The following is a 20,515-nucleotide window of genomic DNA, read 5'->3' on the forward strand; positions in this document are numbered from 1 at the left end:
CCTGTAAACGTCGCCTAGGTCTCGAGTAGCCGTAGGGTATCGCCGGTGGTAACGCCTAGGCGCTGCGCTTCTTGTTCGCCAAGCACGATGGTGTTGTCGTCGCTGGGTGCACGGCCTATCCAGCTCGCGGTAAAGCTGAGCATATCGGTGGTCGCGGCAAGCCAGCGGCTGACGCTCTCTTGCGGCGCGCTATTGGCCACTTCCACCTGGCAGAGCCGCGAGTTGCGGATGGCGCGCACATCGTCAATGTAGGCCTCCACCGTGGGGCCACCGTCGAAAATATCGATATAACCTTCCCAGCGCAGTCCCTCTTTTCTGAGCATTTCCATGGCCGGACGGGTATGCCGATGCACCTGGCCGATGCAGGCCCGCGCCTCTTCCGACATAAAGGTGGTATAGATCGGAAACTTGGGCATCAGCTCGCCGATAAAGCTCTTCTGCCCCAGGCCGGTCAGGCGGTCGGCCTCGTTGAAATCCATGGGAAAAAAGTGCTTGCCCAGGCTTTCCCAGAAGGGGCTGGTGTTTTGCTCATCAAAAACGCCGCGCATTTCCGCCAGCACTTTATCGGGGAAACGGTCGCGGAACTGGGCGATAAACAGCCAGCGCGCCTTGGAGAGCAGCGCACCGTTGCGCAGATGCTTGTTGGCTTCGCCGCGGTATTCTGGGCGCAGAAACAGCGAGCACACCTCGGCATCGCCGGTATGGTCAGAGCTTAAAAACAGCGTGTCGATGGTGCGATGCAAGTCCAGCTGTATGGAGGAATGCGCCAGCGTGCCCAGCCGGTAATTGTAGAACGGCACTTCGCGACCAACCTGGCCCTCAATCGCGCAGCAGCCGGCGAGCTCGCCGTTGTCTTCGTCTTCCAGAACGAAGAAATACAGCCGGTCATCCACCGGGGTGCGCTCTTCAAAGGCGCGGGCGGCTGCTTCAATCTTGCCAGCCAGGAACTCGCGGTTATCCGGCAACGAGGTAAAGCCCACACCGGCCTGCTGCGCAAGCGCCTGGAGACCATCCAGATCATCCCGGGCAATGGGTCGAATGCGCATTACATTTCTCCTTCATCGAGCGCATCTACCGCGCTGGGCAAGGTTAACGGCGCGGCGAGCACCGCGCGGCCCTCTTCCACGCCCAGGCGTTCGGCGTGCTCGGGGGACAGCATCAACTGACCGGTGGGCGACAGCGCATAGCGCGCCACAATGCAGCGAAAGCCCCCCAGCTTCTGGTTGGCAATCATCGCCGGTTCCGCATCAGGCAGCGCGTGTTCCGGGCGAACCCGGACCGGGTGCCACGCTGCCGAGCGGAAGGTTTCCAGCCGCTCGCGTTCGGTTTTGACAATCGGCCCGGCGTCGAAAATATCCACATGCCGCGAGCGCACAAAGCCTTCCGCCAGCATTTCTTCCAGGGCCTCTTCGTGGGCCGGGTGTTCACGGCCAATCGCTGCCCGCGCCTGGGGCGTTAGCAGCGGTAAATAGAGAGGAAACTGGGGCATGACTTCGGCGATAAAGCTTTTCGAGCGCACCCCGGCAATATGATTCATCTCCTGGAAGCTGCGGGCAAAAAAGTGCCGCCCCACGCTCTCCCAGAACGGCGACTCGCTGCGCGTATCCAGATAGCCAGGGAATGCCACCGCCAGAATGCACGAAAAGCGCTCAGGGTACTGGGCGATAAACATCAGCCGTGCACGGCGTAGCAAGCTTTCGGCACTGGTGCCCTTGTAGCGCGGATTGAGCGAAAAGGCACACAGCAGGGTGGCATCCGAGACTTCATGGGAAAGCGCCAGGGTCTGCACTTCCCGGCGCACGTTGAGCTGCTGGGAGGCGTGAATCAGCGTTTCCTGGCGATAGGTGTAATAGGCCTCATTAGCGCCTGCCTGAGCGCGGATGGTCGCCGTTCCCAGCACTTCGCCACTGGCGTCGTCCGCCAGCACGAACGTATAGTGCTCGTTGCCGGGGAACTCCACCTCGCCGCTGAAGGCGGCCTCGGAGCGCACAATGCGCTCTTCAAGACGCTCGCGGTTGGCGGGTAGATTGGTAAGCTTGGGCACGGCGTGCTCGGCTAGCTGTTCCAGCGCCGACAGGTCGGCCATTTTCACCGGTCGAATTACCAGCATCCTCAACGCTCCCTCAGCATTTGAGACAGTTGTTGCTGCGGCTTCACTCATGCGGCGGCAACTAACCGTTCAATCGCACGTTCCAGGCGGGCCATGCCTTCGGCAATGTCCGCTTCCGGAATGACCAGGGAAGGCGCCATGCGCAGCACATTGGGCCCGGCAATCAACGCCATCAATCCCTCTTCAATCGCCAGCGGGAGGATGTCTTTGGCACGCCCTTCATAGGCATCGGACATTTGGGCGCCCATCAGCAGGCCCATGCCGCGAATCTCTTTAAACACGCCGTGCTTGCGATTGATGGTTTCAAGGTGCTCGCGAAACAGGTCATGACGCTTTTTGACACCTTCAAGCACCTCGGGGGTATCGATAAACTCGACCGCCGCCAGGGCAACAGCAGATGCCAGCGCGTTGCCGCCGTAGGTGGAACCGTGGGTACCAATGACCAATGATTTTGCCACCGCATCCGTCGCCAGCATTGCCCCCACAGGGAAACCACCGCCCAGCGATTTGGCGCTGGTGAGGATATCCGGCGTAATGCCGTAATTCTTGTAGGCGTAGAGTTCGCCGCTACGGCCAACACCGGTCTGCACTTCATCAAAAATCAGCAGCGCATTGTGCTCGTCGCACAGATCGCGCAGCCCCTGGAGGAAGTCCTGCTTGCCAGGCACGATACCGCCCTCGCCCTGCATCGGCTCCACAATGATCGCGCAGGTGTCATCGCCGACCAGCTTGCGCACGCTTTCCAGGTCATTGTAGTCGGCATGCAGGATGCCACCGGGCACCGGGCCAAAGCCCTGCGAATACTTGGGCTGCCCCCCCACGCTCACGGTGAAAAAAGTGCGGCCATGGAACGACTGATAAAACGAGATGATTTTATCTTTATGTTCACCGTGGTGATCCACTGCCCAGCGGCGAGCCAGCTTCAATGCAGCCTCATTGGCTTCACCGCCGGAGGAGCACAGGAAGACCTTATCGGCGAAGGTGCGATCGACCAGCGCCTTGGCCAGGTTCAGCGCTGGCTCGTTGGTAAACACATTGGAAAGGTGCCACAGCTTTTCACCCTGGTCCTTTAGCGCCTCGACCAGTACCGGATGGCAGTGCCCCAGGGAGTTGACCGCGATGCCCCCGGCAAAATCGATATATTCGCGCCCCTGTTGGTCCCACAAGCGGCTACTCTCACCTCGCACCGGGATGACCTGCTGCGGGGCGTAATTGGGTGCCATATAGTGATCGAAATCCTGACGGCTTGGGGTGTGGCTCATGGGACGCTACCTCCAGTGGAGTAAGGGAATGAAAACAGTATAAGGGGACGAATAGGGTAACTGCTTTCAGCAATGGGACGGCAAATTATGAAAAGCAGCATTTAACTGCCCCCTTTTGTAACACTCTATTATCCATCCTTTATCCTCCCTTGTTCACCTCACGCTATCTCTGACGTATTCAGGCCTGATGCCCTTTGGTGGCTGTAAGCGGCGCACTTTCCTCAAACATTGAATAAGGCACGGGACCCAGGCATCGGCGTGCGGTGTCGGCCATCAAGGGCTAAATCCGTGAGCCTGCATATCCAAGCCCCACCTGCACTTCAACGCTGTTCGCGGTAGGCTTGAGGAAATCCCCCGAGGAGCACGCCGCATGCTCGACGTAACCCACCTGCGTGGTAGCCGCCATGCCATTGGCGTGGCCCATGGCCAGCGCCATGCCGCGCAGATTCAGAGCAGCATTGAGGTCTATGACCGGCTGTTTCAAGACTTTGCAGGCCTCGACTGGGCCGCCGCCCGGCAGGTGGCGCGGCGCTTTATACCGGCTATCGAACGCGGCTTTCCGGCGATCCTGGATGAGCTCGAGGGCATTGCCGAGGGCGCCGACCTGCAGCGCGACGACATTCTCACCCTCAACTGCCGCAGCGAGATCTCGCTAACCCAAGCCAGCGGCGGCTGTTCCGCCTTCTCGCTCTACCAGCAGGGTCGCCAATGGCTGGCCCAGAACTGGGACTGGCGCCTCGACCAGCTCGATAACGTGGTGGTACTGCGCATAGAGGGCGAAGACGCCCCGCCGCTGGTCAGCGTCGGCGAGGCCGGGATGCTGGCCAAGATCGGCCTCAACGCCCACGGTCTCGGCGTGTGTCTCAACGCCATCCGCTCGCAGACCTGCGGCGACGGCCTGCCGATCCACGTCGCCCTGCGCAAGCTTCTCGAGAGCGACGGTTTCGCCAGCGCCCAGCGCATCGTCGCGGAAGACCGCGTTGCCTCACCGGCACACTTTCTGGTCGCCAGCGCTGCAGGCCAGGCCGCCGGTTTCGAGGTCCAGCCCGGGCCGCCGGGGGTACTCGAGGCCCGCGACGGGCGCGTGACCCACACCAACCACCTCTACGCCGCGGCCGCCACCGCCTGTGTCGCCGACTTCCCCAAGCCCGACTCCCATGTGCGCCTGCGCCGCCTCAATGAGCTGCTCGACCCACCGCCCAAGTCCAGCTTCAGGGCGCTGTTCGACGTACTGAGCGACCACCACAATGCGCCCATGTCGATCTGCAAGCACACTGACATCGACCTGCCCGAGGCCGAGCGCATGGAGACCCTGTTCGCGGTGGTGATGAACCTCGACGAGCGCACCCTGCACCTGCGCCACGGCTACCCCTGCAAGGCCCGGCAGACGCTGAGCATCGCGCTCGACTAGCGGCGCGAGAACAGAGGCTGCTGTATCAGGAGGGTCGGCGGGATACACTGGCCCAGGATCGAAAGCTTCAGCAGCAACAGCTTCAGCAACAACAAAAGGGAGAAGCGCCATGAAATATATCTTCGAAGTGCATATCCGCGACGGCTACCGCGCCGAGGACTACGCCGATGCCTGGGTCCGCGCCAGCCAGCTCATCCAGCAGGCGCCAGGGGCACGCGGTACCGAGCTGCATCGCAAGATCGGCGATCCCAACACCCTGATCGCCATTGCCCACTGGGACAGCAAGGCCAGCCGCGACGCCATGGAAGCCCAGCCCAACCCGGAGATAAAGGAAATCATCCGCCGTGCGGCCCCCTGCTGCGAGATCCGCCTGATCGGCGAATTCGAGGAGCCGGAGTGGGTGGTGATGCCGCCGAATGCCGAGTCATAAACGGGCGGGCTAGCGATCACATTTGGCATGAATGAGCCTGGTATGGAAGATCGCCGCCCTTGAAGAGCGCTATAAGAGCCCCATATTCCTTAGCAAGCTATAAAGTTATTCGTTGTGTAGTGAGGTACTGATACTCAGGACGAGAGGAGCACTCCATGCAGATTGATCTCAACGGCAAGCACGCCATTATCACCGGCTCGACCGCAGGTATCGGCTTTGCGATTGCCCAGGGCCTGGCCAATGCAGGTGCCGAGGTGGTTATCACCGGGCGCACCCAGGCACGCGTTGACGAGGCCATCGCGGCCATCAAGAAAGACATTCCCAACGCCAAAGCGACGGGCGTGGCCGCCGACCTGGGCACCGCCGACGGCTGCCAGACGCTGATCGAGCAACAGCCCAGCACCGATATCTTGATCAACAACGTCGGCATCTTCGGCCCACAGGACTTTTTTGAGGTCGACGACGCCACCTGGCAGCAGTTCTTCGACGTCAACATCATGAGCGCCGTGCGCCTTTCGCGCCACTACGCTCAAGGCATGCGTGAGCGCAACTGGGGCCGCATCCAGTTCCTGTCCAGTGAATCGGGCATCAACATCCCCAGCGAAATGGTCCATTACGGCATGACCAAATCGGCGCTGCTGTCGGTCTCGCGGGGGCTTGCCAAGGTATTGAGCGGCACCAATGTGACCGTCAATGCCATTCTGCCCGGGCCGACCCGCTCAGAAGGGGTGCTCAACATGATTCGTGAAATGGCGGAAAAAGAAGGCACTTCCCAGGCCGAAGTGGAAGCGCGCTTCGTACAGGAAAACCGCCCCTCATCGATCATCCAGCGCCTGGCAACCCCCGAGGAAGTCGCCAGCATGAGCGTCTATGCGGCCTCGCCCCAGGCCAGCGCCACCACCGGCGCCGCCCTACGCGTGGAAGGCGGCATTGTCGATACGCTAACCTAACCGCTCTTCCCTCGGTGTCATGCCGAAGTGGTGGCGGTAGGCGGTAGAAAAATGCGCCCCGGAAGAAAAGCCGGTGGCAAACGCAATATCGCCTACCGCCAGGTCGCTTTCCCGTAGCTGCTTGCGGGCTTCCTGAAGACGCAGGTCCAGGTAGTAGCGGCTGGGCACCGCCTGCAGGTATTTCTTGAACAGCCGCTCCAACTGGCGCCGGGATATTCCCAGATGCTCGGCAAGCTCCAGGGTAGAGAGCGGCTCCTCGATATTGGCTTCCATCAGCGTCACGGCATCCACCAGGCTTTGCGGTGCATGGCCCAAGCGGCTGCGCAGCGGCACATGCTGGCGTTCGTCCGCCAGACGAATCCGGTCGCAAACGAACTGTTCCGAGACCTGCTCGGCCAGGCGAGCGCCGTGGTGCTGACCGATAAGCGTCAGCATCATGTCCATCGCCGCCGTGCCGCCTGCGCAGGAAAGCCGGTCGCGATCAATCTCAAACAGCTGCTGGGAAAGCGTGACTTGCGGATAGGCCTGGGAAAAGGCGTCGAACCGCTGCCAGGGCAGCGTGGCGCGGTAACCTTCCAGCAGCCCGCAGCGCGCCAGCACCTCGGTGCCACCCGCCAGCCCTCCCAGCATCACGCCGCGCCCCACGTATCCCCGCAGCCATTCATTGAGCTTGGCGGGCAGCGCATAGGGCAGCGGCGTCGGGGCGCAGACCAGCAATAGATCAAGCGGCCCAGGCGTGCCTGCCAGCGTATGCTGCGCCAGCACGGAAAGCTGCGCGCCACTGCGAACGGCTTCGTCGTCCATACTCAGCGTGACGGTGTGATAAAGCATCTGCCCGCTGAGCTGGTTGGCCATTTGCAAAGGTTCCAGCGCGCCAGCATGCGCCAGCATCGAAAACCCCGGCAGCAGCACAAACGCTACCCGCCGTCGCGACGCGGCATTGGGGGAGTTGACCGGGTTATGCTGCATGGAAAACCGCCGTGACGAAAACAAACCGACATCTTAACCAATTGCCTGGATAAAGGCAGTGGCCGCGTCGCGGTAAACAAAACATGACGTATAAATGCAAAAACGCCGAGCTCCCAGGCCCGACGTTTTCATAACGCTAATACCGCCATTTAGCGGCAACTGGTTTACAGGTTGACCACATCAAAGTCGACCATCGGGTCAACATCGGCGTCGTAATCAACATCGTCGCGCTCGAAGCCAAACAGCTTCAGGAAGTCGTGTTTATAGCTTGCGTAGTCGGTGATCTCGAACAGGTTATCGGTAGTGACTTCCGACCACAGGTCCTGGCAGGCCTTCTGGATATCGTCGCGCAACTCCCAGTCATCCAGGCGCAGACGGCCCACTTCGTCAGTGGCCATCTCACCGCCCTGCGGGGCATAGAGCCGCTCGCCGAACAAGCGGTTAAGTTGATCGATCGTGCCTTCGTGGACGCCCTGCTCTTTCATGATGCGATACACCATGGCGATATACAGCGGCATCACCGGGATCGCCGCGCTGGCCTGGGTGACCACCGACTTGAGTACCGCCACGTTAGCGCCGCCACCGGTCTCTTTCAGCTTGGCATCAATCGCCGCGGCGGCACGGTCCAGGTCTTCCTTGGCCTTGCCCAGCGCGCCGTGCCAGTAGATCGGCCAGGTGATCTCAGTGCCGATATAGCTGAACGCCACGCTGCGTGCGCCCTTGGCCAGCACGCCGGCCTGGTCCAGCGCATCCATCCACAGTTCCCAGTCCTCGCCGCCCATCACGGTGATGGTGTCGTCGATTTCCTGCTGGGTGGCGGGCTCCACCTCGGCTTCGATGATGGCGTCCTTGTTGGTGTCGATCGCGGTCGCCCGGTAGGTTTCGCCAATCGGCTTGAGGCTCGAGCGCTTGAGCTCGCCGCTATCCGGCAGCTTGCGCACCGGCGATGCCAGCGAGTAGACCACCAGGTCGACTTCGCCCATGTCCTGCTTGATCAGCTCGATGGCTTTCTGGCGCGCTTCGTGGGAGAACGCATCGCCGTTGATCGACTTGCTGTAAAGGCCTTCCTGCTTGGCGAACTTGTCAAACGCTGCGCTGTTGTACCAACCCGCTGTGCCAGGCTTATTCTCGTTCGCCGGTTTTTCAAAGAACACCCCCAGGGTATCCGCTCCGTAGCCGAACGCCGCGGTAATGCGCGCCGCCAGGCCGTACCCACTGGAAGCCCCGATCACCAGCACCTTTTTGGGCCCGGCGCTTTTATCCAGGTTGCGGGCGCGAGTGGCCTCGATCTGCTCGCGAACGTTCTGCTCGCAGCCGACCGGGTGGGTGGTCGTGCAAATAAAGCCGCGTACTTTGGGTTTGATAATCAAGGGGAACCTCGCTTTCAAAATAACGTGTTTAGCTCATCAGTGGCACTATTCTAGCGGTCTAGAGCGGCGCTGTCCGCTATTGAGCTTATGGACCTTTCACGTCAGGATATTGTTTTATCACAGACCGCCCGTGAGGCTTTGTTAATGAATGCACAGCAGCTAGTCGATGAACGTGGCGATTTATGGTTGGCACTGGCCCCGTTATGGCTGGACCGCGAGCCAAGTGAGCGCGATTATGCCCAGATGGTCGAGGTCGTTCAGCGCTTTGATATGACCTTCAAAGAGCTTGAATGGATGTTCCGCCTGGAGATGGCGCCAGTGATGGCCCGCCATCAACTGTCCATTGCCAGCGAATGGCGTGAGTTCAATAACCGCAAACTGATGCAGCAACTGGTCAGCCACAACCTGCGTTTGACAGGCTGGCGGCGCAAGAGCTGGGCACTGTTTTCAGGTCTGACGACCATGATGGTCCGCCATCGTTGGAACGAGTTGATGAACCGGGTAATGGTCGCCCGCGGCGAGACCTAAACCTCGTCGAGCGCGCGTTCCAGACGTAGCCGTAACAAGCGGCCATGATCCCGGGGACCAAAGCGCGCAATGACCTTGCCATCACGCCCGACCAGGAATTTTGTAAAATTCCATTTGATCATTGTCGTCCCCAACACGCCGGGGGCCTCGCGCTTTAAAAACACGAACAACGGGTGGGCGTCACTGCCATTGACCCGCACTTTTTCCATGAGCGGAAACGTGACGCCATATTGCTGCTCGCCAAAGGTACAAAAGGCCTCAGCGCTTTCCGGCGACTGCTTGCCAAACTGATCACAGGGAAACCCCAGTACCGTGAAACCGCGATCCCGATAGCGTTGGTAAAGCATTTCCAGCTCTTTGAGCTGCGGGGTATAGCCACAGCGGCTGGCGACGTTGACGATCAGCAACACCTGCCCCTGCAACGCCCGCAGGTTAAACGGCTGCCCCATGTGGTTGTAACAATCCTGATCGTAAAATGTCATCTGCCGCCTCCCCCCTGGAACGCCTCGCCACTTACCATGCCATGTCTATGCTCGACGCACCAGTTCCCCAAGCCAGTCTCTGCCAACCTAGACCAGCGGACCGGCCACCACGCGAAGCGCCAATGCCAGCAGCAAAATCCCGGTCACCCGATTGATCCAGTGGGCGCGGCGCTGAAGCCAGGGCAGCACCCGTGAATGCGACAGGGCAACGGCCACCAGCACGTACCATCCTCCGTCAATGACCATCGCCGTGACCACGATGAGCGCTTTGGCAACCAGGCTCATATCGGGCGTGACAAACTGGCTGAGCAGCGCAACGAAGAAAAGGATCAGTTTGGGGTTGCCCAGCGCCACCAACACGCCCTCCCTGGCGGCCCGAGCGCCGGACGTGACCATTGCCTGTTGCTGCATCGCCCCGGCACTACCGGCACGCAGCGCTTTAATGCCCAGCCAGGCAAGATACGCCGCCCCTACCCAGGTAATCAACTGGAAGAGGGTCGGCCACTGCACAATCAGCGCGCCCAGGCCCAGCACGGTCAGCAGGGCATAGAGCCCAACGCCACCGGCATGGCATAACGCCGCGGTCACGCCCACCAGCCTCCCCCCACCCAGGGTATGGCGCAGCACCAGCGCCAGACTGGGTCCCGGTGACATCGCGCCCATGGCGCATACCGCCGCGAGCGACAACCATAGCGAGAATGGCATGTGATCCTCCTAGATCGTTTATTGTCCTTTCACCATCGGCAAATGATGACGCCTTGCATTGTAAGCCATGTCGAGGGATGAGACGCCTGCGCTTACGCAAATAACGCTGTTAGCATGATATCCTGTTGGGTAAACTTTGGCTTTTTTGATGACACCCTGATCAGCAGGGGGAATCACTAATTACAGGACGTCAACATGGGTAGGGCTTTTCAGAACCGTAAAGAATCCATGGCCAAAACGGCCGATGCAAAGACGAAGGTTTACAGTAAGTACGGTCGCGAGATCTACGTTTGCGCCAAGTCGGGCGGCACCGATCCCCATAGCAACCTGGCGCTACGCGGCCTGATGGAGCGTGCCAAGAAGGATCAGGTACCCTCTCACGTGATCGACAAGGCGCTGGATAAAGCCAGCGGGGCGGGCGGCGAAGACTTTTCAGCGGCGCGCTACGAGGGCTTCGGCCCCGGCAATGCCATGGTGATTGTCGAGTGCTTGACCGACAACCCCAACCGCACCTTCGGCGACGTGCGCGGTTGCTTTACCAAGACCAAGAGCAAAATCGGCACCCCCGGCAGCGTCAGCCATATGTTCGACCACTGCGCGATTTTCGCGTTTGCCGGTAACGACGAGGAAGCCGTGCTGGAAGCACTGATGGAAGCCGATGTCGACGTCACCGATATCGAGCAGGAAGACGGCCGCATCACCGTGTTTGCGCCGCATACCGACTACGCCAAGGCCAAGCAGGCGTTGCTCGACACCTTCGGCGACATCGAGTTCGAGGCCGATGAAATTCAGTTCCTGCCGCAAACCACCACGCCGGTCGAAGGCGACGATGTGGCCATGTTCGAAAAACTGCTCGGCATGCTGAACGATCTGGACGACGTACAAAACGTCTACCATAGCGCTGAGCTGCCCTCAGACGACGAATAAATGCTTGATACACCAGCGCCGCCCATGATGGCGGCGCTGGTGCAAGGCAGGACCAGGCGCTAAGGCCTGACAGTAACGCTTTGGGGCTTATCCATCACTAGAAGGTCAGGCAGATTTTGCCAAAGTGTTTCCCGGCCTCTTGGTGACGGAGGGCATCGGCGATGTCGGTCAGCGGGAATTCACGGTCGATAATCGGCCGCATGCCATTGGCCTCGATGGCGCGAATCATTTCAATCTGGTCGCGACGGCTGCCGACGATCAAGCCTTTCAGGGTGGCCTGCTTGGCCATCAGCTTGGCAGTGGGAATCTCGCCCTCACGGCCGGTCAATATGCCGATCAGTGCAATATGACCGCCGATCTTGACCGCATCGATCGACTGCGGCAGCGTGCCGGAGCCCCCCACTTCCACCACATGATCAACGCCCTCGCCTTCGGTCAGCGCCTTGACGGCCTTGCCCCACTCGGGCGTCTCTTTGTAGTTGATGGTGTGCTCCGCGCCCAATTCACGCAGGCGGGCAAGCTTCTCATTGGAGGACGACGTGGCGATGACCCGTGCGCCCATCATCTTGGCAAATTGCAGCGCAAAGATGGACACGCCGCCGGTGCCCAGTACCAGCACCGTATCGCCAGCTTTCAGTCCGCCATCGACCACCAATGCGCGCCAGGCGGTGAGGCCAGCGGTAGTCAGGGTGGCTGATTCGGCGTGGCTGTACTCAGCCGGCTGATAGGTGAACGAGGTGGCCGGTGCGATCACCTGCTCGCGCGCATAGCCATCGATGCCATCGCCGGGGGTAGTACGGAAATCACCGACCCGCGCGGGGCCCTCCAGCCAGCCGGGGAAGAACGTCGACACCACCGGGTCGCCCACGGAAAACTCGCTCACGCCTTCACCGACGGCGTCGACAACGCCTGCGCCATCCGACATGGGAATACGCCCCTCCTCGGTGGGGATCATCCCGGCTACCACGGCGTAGTCGTGAAAGTTCAGCGAACTGGCGTGCAAGCGCACACGAATTTCGCCTTTCCCCGGCTCGCCGGGCGCGGCTTGATCCACTACCGTTAGCTTGTCGAGACCGCCGGGCTGATTGAGTTGAATCGCTTGCATGAACACCTCTTTGGACAGAATGGTCGGTACATTAATCATTGGGGCTAACAGCATCGACATCAAGGCCGATGAACCCACCCGATTGCCGACGCCATAGACGCGCATAAATGCCATTCTTTTCCAGTAACTGGGCATGGGTGCCGCTTTCGACAATCCGGCCTTCATCGACCACGATAAGCCGGTCGAGCATCGCAATGGTGGACAGCCGGTGGGCAATCGCAATCACCGTTTTACCTTCCATCAGGGTATCGAGCTGCTCCTGGATGGCGGCTTCCACCTCGGAGTCCAGCGCCGAGGTGGCCTCATCGAGTACCAGGATCGGGGCATTCTTGAGCAACACCCGGGCAATCGCGATGCGCTGCCGCTGGCCGCCGGACAGCTTGACGCCGCGCTCGCCCACATGGGCGTCCAGCCCACGCCGCCCTTTCGGGTCGACCAGATCATTGATAAAGGTATCCGCATGGGCGCGACATACCGCCTCCCAGACGTCGTCATCATTGGCGTGGGGACTGCCGTAGCGGATGTTATCCCGCAGCGAACGGTGTAGTAGCGAGGTGTCCTGGGTCACCATGCCGATCTGGTGGCGCAGCGACGTCTGCGTAACCCCGGCGATGTCTTGCCCATCGATAACAATGCGCCCGCCCTGAAGGTCGTAAAAACGCAGCAGCAGATTGGCGAGGGTCGACTTACCCGCCCCGGAGCGGCCGATCAGGCCGATTTTCTCACCCGGCGCGATAGTCAGACTCAAGCCGTCGAACACGGTTCTGTTCTCGCCTTTGGCTTGTTCATAGCCGAAGCGCAGCCCCTCGAAAGCAATCGCCCCATGGGGAACGCTTAGCGCCTGGGCATTGGGTGTATCACGAACGGTGGGCTCCTGGGCGATCGTGTTCATGCCGTCCTGTACCGTACCGATGTTTTCAAACAGCCCGGCGACCTCCCATAAAATCCAGTCCGACATGAAACGAATTCGCATGACCAGCGCGATGGCAATGGCCAGCACGCCCAATGAGATCGCGTCCAGGTACCAGGCACTGATTGCCATCCCCGCGGTGCCCACCAGCAGGGCCGTATTCAGCAGTGTCAGGCACACGCTCATGATGGTGACCAGGCGCATTTGACGGTGCACGGTACCCATGAAACCTTCCATGGCATCCTTGGCGTAGCCCTGTTCCCGCTGGGTGTCGGCGAACAGCTTGATGGTCTGAATATTGCTGTAGCTGTCCACTACGCGACCGGTCATCTGGGCGCGGGCATCCGCCTGGGCCATGGAAACATCCCGCAGGCGCGGTACGAAAAACCACATGATCGCCAAATAGCCAGCAAGCCAGAGCCCCAGGGGCAGCAGCAGCCAAGGATCAGCACGGCCCAGCAAAATCGCCGCGCCGGTGAAATACACGATGGCATAGACCAGCAGATCCATTACCTTGGTGACGGTTTCGCGAATCGCCAGCGCCGTCTGCATGACTTTCTGCGACACGCGCCCGGCAAACTCGTCCTGATAAAACGCCAGGCTCTGGCTGAGCATATGCCGATGCGATAGCCAGCGGCCGATCATCGGGTAGTTGCCGAAGATACTCTGATGCGTCACCAATGACTGCGCCAAGACCAACAGCGGCAGGCCAATCAGCACCAGAACCCCTACCCCGGAAAGCCACAGGCCATGTTCGGCCCAGAAGTTCTCCCGCTCCACCTTGCCGAGCCAATCCACCAGCTCGCCCATGTAGCTGAAGAACACCACCTCGGCGGCGGAGACCAGGGCAGTCAACAGCGACATCAGCAGCAACAGCGGCCAAACCGGGCGGGAAAAATGCCAGATGAACGCCGCCAGCCCCTTGGGTGGTGTCGTCACTTTACCTTCAGGATAAGGGTCAACGCGCGTTTCAAAGTAACGAAACATTGGCGCGAGCATACGCGAGAGCATGAAGAGTCCTTCCTCCGTTTGATGATGGGCAGGAAGGCCGGAAGCACAGCAGCCAACCGTCCCACCACTTACCGGTCAGGCGAGTAACCAGCAGCGCTGTTGCGGCGGTGTGGTTGACACAATCCTGTACCGGCTAAACTTGCCGTTGCTGCTAACCGTTTGGAGCGTCAATAAGGCTGTGGAATCTCGCCATCATCCTCGCCGTCGTCGCGCATGCGCGCCTGGCGCTCGGCTTCTTCTTCTTTGGCGTCGTCGATGACTTCCATCAGTTCATCCACGTCGGCAATGTGAGTATCAAAGTCGAAATGACCGGTGAGCTTGCTGTCGGGATGCAGCTCGCCGGATTCGTACAGTGCCCACATTTCTTTGCCGTAATGGGTGTCGAGAAGCGCGGGGGCGTACTGGCCGAAGTAGTTGCGCATGTTATCCACATCGCGATACAGCATCGCCGCGGCGCTGTTATTACCGGCGGCGTCAACGGCCTGGGGCAGGTCGATAATCACCGGTCCATGGGCATCCACCAGCACGTTGAACTCCGACAGGTCGCCGTGAATCAAACCGGCGCACAGCATGCGCACCACGTCCTGAATCACCTTCGCGAAGTAGGCCTCTGCCTGCTCCGGCGTCAAGGTGACTTCGTCCAGGCGTGGAGCCACGTTGCCGTCGGCGTCGGTGATCATTTCCATCAGCAGGACGCCATCCACAAAGCCGTGGGGCTCCGGTACCCGCACGCCTGCACCGGCCAGCCGGTAAAGCGCATCGACTTCCGCGTTGAGCCAGGCCTGCTCCTGCTCTTTCTGGCCGTAACGGGTTTTCTTGGACATTGCTCTGGCGCGGCGGGAGTTTCGCTCTTTACGTCCTTCCTGGTACTGGGCCGCCTGCTTGAAGCTACGCTGCTTGGCTTCTTTGAAGACCTTGGCGCAGCGCTCCTCTTCGCCGCAGCGCACCACATAGACCTGGGCTTCCTTACCGCTCATCAATTGCATGAGCACTTCGTCGATCATGCCGTCATCGACCAAGGGCTGTAATCGTTTAGGAATTTTCATGGGTCGCTGCGTTGGCTCCTTTTCAGTTCACGCTCAAATAGACACTTAATGGCGAATGCGACGGACGCGAAAGGCTCGCCCTTTCAACTTATCACGCTCAAGCTTTGCCTGGGCCTGCTGAACTCTGTCCCGCACAACCGCCACGTAGGCGCTGCGAGCAAGCACTTTTATCTTGCCTACCTGGTCACCGCGCAAGCCGCCTTCACTGGTCAGTGCCCCCAAAATATCGCCGGGGCGCAACTTGTCTTTCTTGCCACCGGCCAGTTGCAGGGTGGCCATGGGCGGCTCGAACGGCAAAGCGTTCGTTGCCTTGGGCAGCGGCTCGGTGGTCAGGGTTTCACTCAGCACGTCGGCCAGTTTTTCCAGCCGGTAGGTCTCCTTGGGGGTTACCAGGGTGCAGGCAATGCCGCTCGCCCCAGCTCTCCCGGTTCGCCCCACTCGGTGGACGTGGACGTCCAGCTCACGGGCGATCTGGTAGTTGAACACCGCATCCAGTTGGGCGATATCCAGGCCACGGGCCGCCACGTCGGTGGCGACCAAGATAGACGCGCTTTGATTGGCAAACAAGACAAGCAGCCGGTCGCGGTCTTTCTGCTCCAGGTCGCCGTGCAGCGCGACGGCGCTGAAACCGGCATCGACCAGTTGGTCGGCTACCGCCTGAGTCTCGCGCTTAGTGTTGCAGAACACCACGCTGGTGGTCGGCCGGTTGACCAACAGCAACTGTTTGAGTGCCGCAAAGCGGGCGTCTTCGCTTGCGACCTGGTAGAAATGCTGGTCGATGGTGGTGGCGTCATGAACCTCGGCCACCTTGACCGTCACCGGGTCGCGCATCACGCCGCGCGTCATCGCTGCCAGCCCGCCGGATGCCTGCTCGTCCGGGAAGGTGGCGCTAAACAGCAGCGTCTGGCGGTCGGCCGGGGTGTCGGCAATGATGGCGTCAATCGTTTCCTGAAAGCCCATATCCAGCATGCGGTCGGCTTCATCCAGCACCAGGGTCGTTAGCGAACCAAGCGTCAGAGCGCCTTTGCGCAAGTGCTCGTCAATGCGCCCCGGCGTGCCCACCACGATATGCGCGCCGTGGTCCAACGATGAAAGCTGTGGCCCCAGCGGCGCTCCCCCGCACAGGGTTAGGATTTTCACGTTGGGCATTGCCCGGGCCAGGCGGCGTAGTTCCTCAGCCACCTGATCAGCAAGCTCCCGGGTGGGGCACAGCACCAGCCCCTGAACGGCAAACGCCTCGACGTGCAGCTCGGCCAGCAATGCCAGCCCAAAGGCGGCGGTTTTACCCGAGCCGGTTTTGGCCTGGGCCATGACATCGCGGCCAGCCAGCATGGGCGGCAGGCTTTGTGCCTGAACCGGCGTCATGTGGTGATAACCCAGAGAGTCAAGATTACTGGCAAGTGCGCTTGGCAGTGCCAGAGAAGCAAAAGAAGTGTCGGACACGGAAAATTCCTGAAGGGGCGAAAATACCCCGCTAAGCATGAGCGGCCTTAATGCCTCGCACCATACCAGAAAGCGCCCTTTCGCGCCCTGTTGTCATGCCTGGATAGGAGCCAGTTGCGCTTGGCTGAGTGCTTGCAGATCCTTGGGCGCCAGCTCAATTTCAAGCCCCCGCCTTCCAGCGCTGACATAAATCGTGGCAAAGGTTTCTGCAGAACGGTCGATAAAGGTGGCCAGGCGCTTTTTCTGCCCCAGCGGGCTGACACCGCCCAGCACATACCCCGTTGTGCGTTGCACGTCATCGGGTTGCGCCATGGCGGCTTTTTTGGCCCCGGCGGCTTTGGCGATCTGCTTCAGGTTCAATTGCCCGGTGACGGGCACAATGCCCACCGCCAGTTGCTTGCCATCCAGCTTGACGACCAGGGTCTTGAACACCTGTTCAGCGGCAACGCCCAGCTTATCGGCCGCTTCCAGGCCGTAGGACTCGGCAGCCGGATCATGATGATATTCGTGGATTTGGAAGGCAATGCCAGCGTTTTGGGCACTTTTAATCGCGGGAGTCATGTCGTTCTCTTCAGTTAAAGGCATCAGCCAGCCTGGAGCTATCAGTAGCTTCTGCTAATATTGATAGCGTGAACAAGCACAGTGCGTCAACTGAGTAAAACGCATACCAAAACGCCAGCTTAACGTTCAGCTGGCGTTTTGGTTGACATTGCATACAGCATGGGGGTCAGTTGCAGGCCACCACTTTACGCAGAGTATCTTTCGCCCACAGCGTTTGGCCATCGGGCGTGCGGCCATGGTCGTTCCAACGCTCGGCTGTTTCCAGACAGAATGAACCGGCGCTTTCAACGGTCGTATCGCGGTTAGCGGGACGCTCACCACCGATTCGCATGATATCAGGGTTGTCGCTGGTGTAGCTTGGGGCAATGGTAGAAGTTGCACAGCCAGCAACCAGTGAGATCAATAGCAGTACAGGCAAACAGCGGCGCAATGGCATGTTTTTACGACCCTCAACATAACACTCTTAGACCGACACCTATTGTCGGCAGCACTTAATAGCACCGCCTTCAAGCAGACGTCAATCTTTTTCGTACGTTTCGGTCAGCGGCATAAGAGCAAACGGTAACGCCGTCAAATAAATGTCCGCATGGTGTCAGAAAGCGCTCATCCGGCGTTGACATCGTTCGTTGAAATAGATTTATTGGCAAAAAACGCCAATGCCTTCCAAGCTATTAAAAAGCGCTAAATAAGGAGGAACCAGGACACGCCATCTTAACGACACAGGCAAGTGTCATTAGGACGTAAGACGCACCTGCCAGTGTCGACGTTGCCGTCAACCACGGAGTGAATGCCACGATGGTACGACTCGATAAGAAAGCAACCAGGCTTTACGTTTTGGACACCAATGTCCTGATCCATGACCCCGCCGCGCTCTACAATTTTGACGAGCACGATGTCGTTATCCCCATGACCGTCCTTGAGGAGTTGGATAAGCACAAAAACGGTATCCGCGAAATCGCCCGTACAGCGCGCCAGATAAGCCGTACGCTTTCAGACCTCACCAGCCAAGTCACCTTCGACGAAATTCAAAGCGGTATTCCGATTCCACGCATCACCGGCGAGTCCGGCAAGCTGCACTTTCTTTGCTACCGTGACCTAAAACCCTTTGATTCCCTGGACGACAGCCCCGATAACCGTATTCTCGCCGAAACCTGTCGGCTACGCGAGGAACGCCCCGATGCCTCGGTGATCCTGATCACCAAGGATATCAACCTGCGGGTCAAGGCGGCGGCGTTGAAAGTCCCGGTCGAGGATTACCTGAATGATCGTGCGTTCGACGATAGCGACGCGATGATCGAAGGTGCCCAGGTATACACCTCGGCAGGCCCTCAAGGCGCCTCGCTTTGGGAAGCGCTGAACGTGGACGTGACCGTCGAGCGAGCCGATCATCACACCTTCTACCAACTGAGTGGCGACATGCCGCGTCATTGGCATGTGGGGATGCTGGTGTCGGATAGCGAAAACGGTGCTGAGTTCGAAGCGATCGTCCGCGAGCTGGGACCTTCCTCGGCACGGCTGCAACTGCTCACCAACTACCGCCACCATGCGGGCGTCTGGGGGGTTCACGCCCACGACAGTCGGCAAAACTTCACCCTAAACCTGCTGATGGATCCGGAGATTGACCTGGTTACCATCGCCGGTAACGCGGGCACCGGCAAAACCTTCATGACCCTGGCCGCCGCATTTCAGCAGACCCTGGACCAGAAACAGTTCGAACGCATTGTGTTTACCCGGGCGCCCATTCCCATGGGCGAGGATATCGGCTTTCTACCCGGCACCGAGGAGGAAAAAATGTCGCCGTGGATGGGCGCCTTCCACGACAACATGGACAACCTGTTGCGTAATGATGAAGGCGAGTCCACCTGGGATAACGGTGCCACCCGGCAGCTGATTGGCTCACGGGTGCAGATCCGCGCACCGAGCTTCATGCGCGGGCGTACCCTCAACGATACCTTCCTGATCATCGACGAGGCACAAAACTTCACCCCCAAACAGTTGAAATCCCTGGTCACCCGGGCCGGGCGCAACACCAAGATCGTCTGCCTGGGTAACGTCGGGCAGATCGATACCCCTTACCTGACCGCCAATACCTGCGGTATGGCCGCCGTGGTAGAGCGATTCCGCGACTGGCCCCATGCCGGGCATATCACCCTGAAAAGCGTCGAGCGTTCACGCCTGGCCCTGGCCGCCGAAGAACTCCTGTAAACCTTTCAACCCAAGCCCGCTTCCTGCCCGACGGCAGGAGGCGGCGTGCGACAGATTAGTCGTCGCGTGGATTATCCCGCGGTGTCTGGGTGTCGTCCTGTTCATGCCACGGATGCTGACGCCCCAGGGTGTCAGCGGCGTAGGCCTCGCGCTGTCCCAGCGGGCGTTCCTGACCAATGGTCGTGTCCTGGCGGGTCTGACGCTCCAGCTCGCAGTTGATTTCGGCACCCAGTAACACCACAAACGCCGAGAGCAAAAACCACAGCATCAACACCACCACGGCCCCCAGAGAGCCGTACAGCTCGCTGAAGTTGGAAAAGTAACGCACGTAAAGCGATAGCCCGCCCGACCCCAACAGCCAGAGCAGCGTTGCCACCATGGTACCGACGCTCAGCCATTCCCATTTGGCGGCACGCCGATAGGGCGCAAAACGATAGAGCAGCGCGATGACAGCACTCATCATCACCAGCAAGGCCGGCCAGCGCATGAAATCGATGATCCGGTCCAGGGGTGAAACAACCGCCAAGGCATCGACCAGCATCGGCACCAGGCCTATGAACCCAAGCGTAAGAAGCGTCATGCCAATCATGCCGAACGTCATGGTGGTCACCAGCACGGCCAAACGCCAAACGCTGCGTTGCTCCTGTTCGCCATACACCACGTTCAATCCCACGATCAGGCCACTGACCCCCTTGGAGGCGATATACATGGCAATCAACAGGCTCACCAGCGCCGCCATTTCATTACTCGACCCAACGCTATCCACCACGTCCTGGGCCTGGTTGTCGATCAGCTCGGCCGCCTCGGGGGGCATCAATCGAATGAGGTTGTAAAGTTGCTGGCTTGCTTCATTCGGATCGAAAAACAGCCCCCAGATGGAGATCACCGCCGCAATGGTGGGAAACAACGCAAGCAGCGCATAGAAGGCAACCCCCGCTGCCAGCAGCATGATGCGGTCACGGCGTGCCGAGCGTAAAACACGCCAGACGATGTCGTGCCAGCCTGGCTTGGGAATTTCGTTGGGGAGCTCGGCTTGGCGGCCACGCGAGGGTCGAAACATGCGCCTACTCCTGAAATAACGCTGACCAGC

At 59.9% G+C, this 20,515-nt stretch carries 20 protein-coding genes; 6 read left to right on the forward strand and 14 right to left on the reverse strand.

Going from position 1 to position 20,515, the window contains the following annotated elements:
• Window positions 1-14 precede the first annotated feature (14 nt).
• The 3 genes from astA to NH395_RS12265 are packed head-to-tail and all read right to left on the reverse strand — an operon-like array spanning window position 15 to window position 3,372.
• Complete coding sequence (gene astA / locus NH395_RS12255; RefSeq protein WP_253025188.1) at window positions 15-1,046, reverse strand: arginine N-succinyltransferase; 1,032 nt, start codon at window positions 1,044-1,046, stop codon at window positions 15-17.
• Window positions 1,046-2,110, reverse strand: a complete 1,065-nt coding sequence (locus NH395_RS12260) for an arginine N-succinyltransferase (protein WP_253025190.1) — start codon at window positions 2,108-2,110, stop codon at window positions 1,046-1,048. Before NH395_RS12260 ends, astA begins: the two co-directional genes overlap by 1 nt.
• Before the next feature lie 47 nt (window positions 2,111-2,157).
• On the reverse strand, window positions 2,158-3,372 hold the full coding sequence (locus NH395_RS12265) for an aspartate aminotransferase family protein (protein WP_253025192.1): 1,215 nt from the start codon (window positions 3,370-3,372) through the stop codon (window positions 2,158-2,160).
• A gap of 370 nt (window positions 3,373-3,742) precedes the next feature.
• Between NH395_RS12265 and NH395_RS12270 the strand changes: the two genes are divergently transcribed.
• From NH395_RS12270 to NH395_RS12280, 3 genes are all read left to right on the forward strand, one after another.
• Window positions 3,743-4,783, forward strand: a complete 1,041-nt coding sequence (locus NH395_RS12270) for a C45 family peptidase (protein WP_253025194.1) — start codon at window positions 3,743-3,745, stop codon at window positions 4,781-4,783.
• 109 nt (window positions 4,784-4,892) lie between these two features.
• The gene (locus NH395_RS12275; protein ID WP_066321531.1) at window positions 4,893-5,213 is read left to right on the forward strand and encodes an antibiotic biosynthesis monooxygenase; all 321 of its coding nucleotides are present in this window, start codon (window positions 4,893-4,895) and stop codon (window positions 5,211-5,213) included.
• Between the two features lie 155 nt (window positions 5,214-5,368).
• A complete protein-coding gene (locus NH395_RS12280) occupies window positions 5,369-6,163 on the forward strand; it encodes an SDR family oxidoreductase (RefSeq protein ID WP_253025196.1) in 795 nt (264 codons plus the stop codon).
• Here the strand turns inward: NH395_RS12280 and NH395_RS12285 are convergent.
• The gene (locus NH395_RS12285; RefSeq protein WP_175474711.1) at window positions 6,155-7,132 is read right to left on the reverse strand and encodes a GlxA family transcriptional regulator; all 978 of its coding nucleotides are present in this window, start codon (window positions 7,130-7,132) and stop codon (window positions 6,155-6,157) included. The two genes, NH395_RS12280 and NH395_RS12285, sit on opposite strands and share 9 nt — an antisense overlap.
• A 164-nt stretch (window positions 7,133-7,296) precedes the next feature.
• Window positions 7,297-8,502, reverse strand: a complete 1,206-nt coding sequence (fabV, locus tag NH395_RS12290) for an enoyl-ACP reductase FabV (protein ID WP_253025198.1) — start codon at window positions 8,500-8,502, stop codon at window positions 7,297-7,299.
• 144 nt (window positions 8,503-8,646) lie between these two features.
• Between fabV and NH395_RS12295 the strand changes: the two genes are divergently transcribed.
• Window positions 8,647-9,030: a hypothetical protein gene (locus NH395_RS12295; protein WP_092827034.1), complete on the forward strand. Its 384-nt coding sequence runs from the start codon at window positions 8,647-8,649 to the stop codon at window positions 9,028-9,030.
• Here NH395_RS12295 and NH395_RS12300 read toward each other — a convergent pair.
• Window positions 9,027-9,512, reverse strand: coding sequence for a glutathione peroxidase (locus NH395_RS12300; RefSeq protein WP_092826629.1), 486 nt, complete (start codon window positions 9,510-9,512; stop codon window positions 9,027-9,029). The genes NH395_RS12295 and NH395_RS12300 overlap by 4 nt on opposite strands.
• 87 nt (window positions 9,513-9,599) lie before the next feature.
• Window positions 9,600-10,217, reverse strand: coding sequence for a LysE family transporter (locus tag NH395_RS12305; RefSeq protein ID WP_253025200.1), 618 nt, complete (start codon window positions 10,215-10,217; stop codon window positions 9,600-9,602).
• 195 nt (window positions 10,218-10,412) lie between these two features.
• On the opposite strand from NH395_RS12305, the gene NH395_RS12310 reads away from it, so the two are divergent.
• The gene (locus tag NH395_RS12310) at window positions 10,413-11,144 is read left to right on the forward strand and encodes a YebC/PmpR family DNA-binding transcriptional regulator (protein WP_253025202.1); all 732 of its coding nucleotides are present in this window, start codon (window positions 10,413-10,415) and stop codon (window positions 11,142-11,144) included.
• Between the two features lie 97 nt (window positions 11,145-11,241).
• Here the strand turns inward: NH395_RS12310 and NH395_RS12315 are convergent, their stop codons facing one another.
• The 6 genes from NH395_RS12315 to NH395_RS12340 form a co-directional block, all read right to left on the reverse strand.
• Window positions 11,242-12,249, reverse strand: coding sequence for an NAD(P)-dependent alcohol dehydrogenase (locus NH395_RS12315; protein ID WP_253025204.1), 1,008 nt, complete (start codon window positions 12,247-12,249; stop codon window positions 11,242-11,244).
• Between the two features lie 31 nt (window positions 12,250-12,280).
• On the reverse strand, window positions 12,281-14,170 hold the full coding sequence (locus tag NH395_RS12320; RefSeq protein WP_290443818.1) for an ABC transporter ATP-binding protein: 1,890 nt from the start codon (window positions 14,168-14,170) through the stop codon (window positions 12,281-12,283).
• A 167-nt stretch (window positions 14,171-14,337) separates the two neighbouring features.
• On the reverse strand, window positions 14,338-15,216 hold the full coding sequence (locus tag NH395_RS12325; protein ID WP_092826621.1) for a PA4780 family RIO1-like protein kinase: 879 nt from the start codon (window positions 15,214-15,216) through the stop codon (window positions 14,338-14,340).
• Between the two features lie 45 nt (window positions 15,217-15,261).
• Window positions 15,262-16,659: an ATP-dependent RNA helicase DbpA gene (gene dbpA / locus NH395_RS12330; protein WP_253025206.1), complete on the reverse strand. Its 1,398-nt coding sequence runs from the start codon at window positions 16,657-16,659 to the stop codon at window positions 15,262-15,264.
• 93 nt (window positions 16,660-16,752) lie between these two features.
• Window positions 16,753-17,220, reverse strand: a complete 468-nt coding sequence (gene ybaK / locus NH395_RS12335) for a Cys-tRNA(Pro) deacylase (RefSeq protein WP_253025208.1) — start codon at window positions 17,218-17,220, stop codon at window positions 16,753-16,755.
• Between the two features lie 166 nt (window positions 17,221-17,386).
• Window positions 17,387-17,656, reverse strand: a complete 270-nt coding sequence (locus NH395_RS12340; RefSeq protein ID WP_253025210.1) for a hypothetical protein — start codon at window positions 17,654-17,656, stop codon at window positions 17,387-17,389.
• 359 nt (window positions 17,657-18,015) lie between these two features.
• Between NH395_RS12340 and NH395_RS12345 the strand changes: the two genes are divergently transcribed.
• Complete coding sequence (locus NH395_RS12345) at window positions 18,016-19,425, forward strand: PhoH family protein (protein ID WP_092826615.1); 1,410 nt, start codon at window positions 18,016-18,018, stop codon at window positions 19,423-19,425.
• Window positions 19,426-19,480: 55 nt separating this feature from the next.
• On the opposite strand, the gene NH395_RS12350 is transcribed toward NH395_RS12345, so the two are convergent.
• On the reverse strand, window positions 19,481-20,485 hold the full coding sequence (locus NH395_RS12350) for a YihY/virulence factor BrkB family protein (RefSeq protein ID WP_253025212.1): 1,005 nt from the start codon (window positions 20,483-20,485) through the stop codon (window positions 19,481-19,483).
• Window positions 20,486-20,515 lie beyond the last annotated feature (30 nt).

The sequence above is a fragment of the Halomonas sp. Mc5H-6 genome, from assembly GCF_024124705.1.
Taxonomy (GTDB): domain Bacteria; phylum Pseudomonadota; class Gammaproteobacteria; order Pseudomonadales; family Halomonadaceae; genus Vreelandella; species Vreelandella subterranea.

Coding starts and splice junctions, on each gene's coding strand:
- NH395_RS12305 (WP_253025200.1), bottom strand. CDS start 10,217: ATGCCATTCTCGCTATGGTTGTCGCTCGCGGCGGTATGCGCCATGGGC.
- NH395_RS12320 (WP_290443818.1), bottom strand. CDS start 14,170: ATGCTCTCGCGTATGCTCGCGCCAATGTTTCGTTACTTTGAAACGCGC.
- NH395_RS12295 (WP_092827034.1), top strand. CDS start 8,647: ATGAATGCACAGCAGCTAGTCGATGAACGTGGCGATTTATGGTTGGCA.
- NH395_RS12300 (WP_092826629.1), bottom strand. CDS start 9,512: ATGACATTTTACGATCAGGATTGTTACAACCACATGGGGCAGCCGTTT.
- NH395_RS12315 (WP_253025204.1), bottom strand. CDS start 12,249: ATGCAAGCGATTCAACTCAATCAGCCCGGCGGTCTCGACAAGCTAACG.
- ybaK (WP_253025208.1), bottom strand. CDS start 17,220: ATGACTCCCGCGATTAAAAGTGCCCAAAACGCTGGCATTGCCTTCCAA.
- NH395_RS12340 (WP_253025210.1), bottom strand. CDS start 17,656: ATGCCATTGCGCCGCTGTTTGCCTGTACTGCTATTGATCTCACTGGTT.
- NH395_RS12265 (WP_253025192.1), bottom strand. CDS start 3,372: ATGAGCCACACCCCAAGCCGTCAGGATTTCGATCACTATATGGCACCC.
- NH395_RS12310 (WP_253025202.1), top strand. CDS start 10,413: ATGGGTAGGGCTTTTCAGAACCGTAAAGAATCCATGGCCAAAACGGCC.
- NH395_RS12270 (WP_253025194.1), top strand. CDS start 3,743: ATGCTCGACGTAACCCACCTGCGTGGTAGCCGCCATGCCATTGGCGTG.
- NH395_RS12325 (WP_092826621.1), bottom strand. CDS start 15,216: ATGAAAATTCCTAAACGATTACAGCCCTTGGTCGATGACGGCATGATC.
- NH395_RS12275 (WP_066321531.1), top strand. CDS start 4,893: ATGAAATATATCTTCGAAGTGCATATCCGCGACGGCTACCGCGCCGAG.
- NH395_RS12350 (WP_253025212.1), bottom strand. CDS start 20,485: ATGTTTCGACCCTCGCGTGGCCGCCAAGCCGAGCTCCCCAACGAAATT.
- astA (WP_253025188.1), bottom strand. CDS start 1,046: ATGCGCATTCGACCCATTGCCCGGGATGATCTGGATGGTCTCCAGGCG.
- NH395_RS12285 (WP_175474711.1), bottom strand. CDS start 7,132: ATGCAGCATAACCCGGTCAACTCCCCCAATGCCGCGTCGCGACGGCGG.
- NH395_RS12280 (WP_253025196.1), top strand. CDS start 5,369: ATGCAGATTGATCTCAACGGCAAGCACGCCATTATCACCGGCTCGACC.
- NH395_RS12345 (WP_092826615.1), top strand. CDS start 18,016: ATGGTACGACTCGATAAGAAAGCAACCAGGCTTTACGTTTTGGACACC.
- NH395_RS12260 (WP_253025190.1), bottom strand. CDS start 2,110: ATGCTGGTAATTCGACCGGTGAAAATGGCCGACCTGTCGGCGCTGGAA.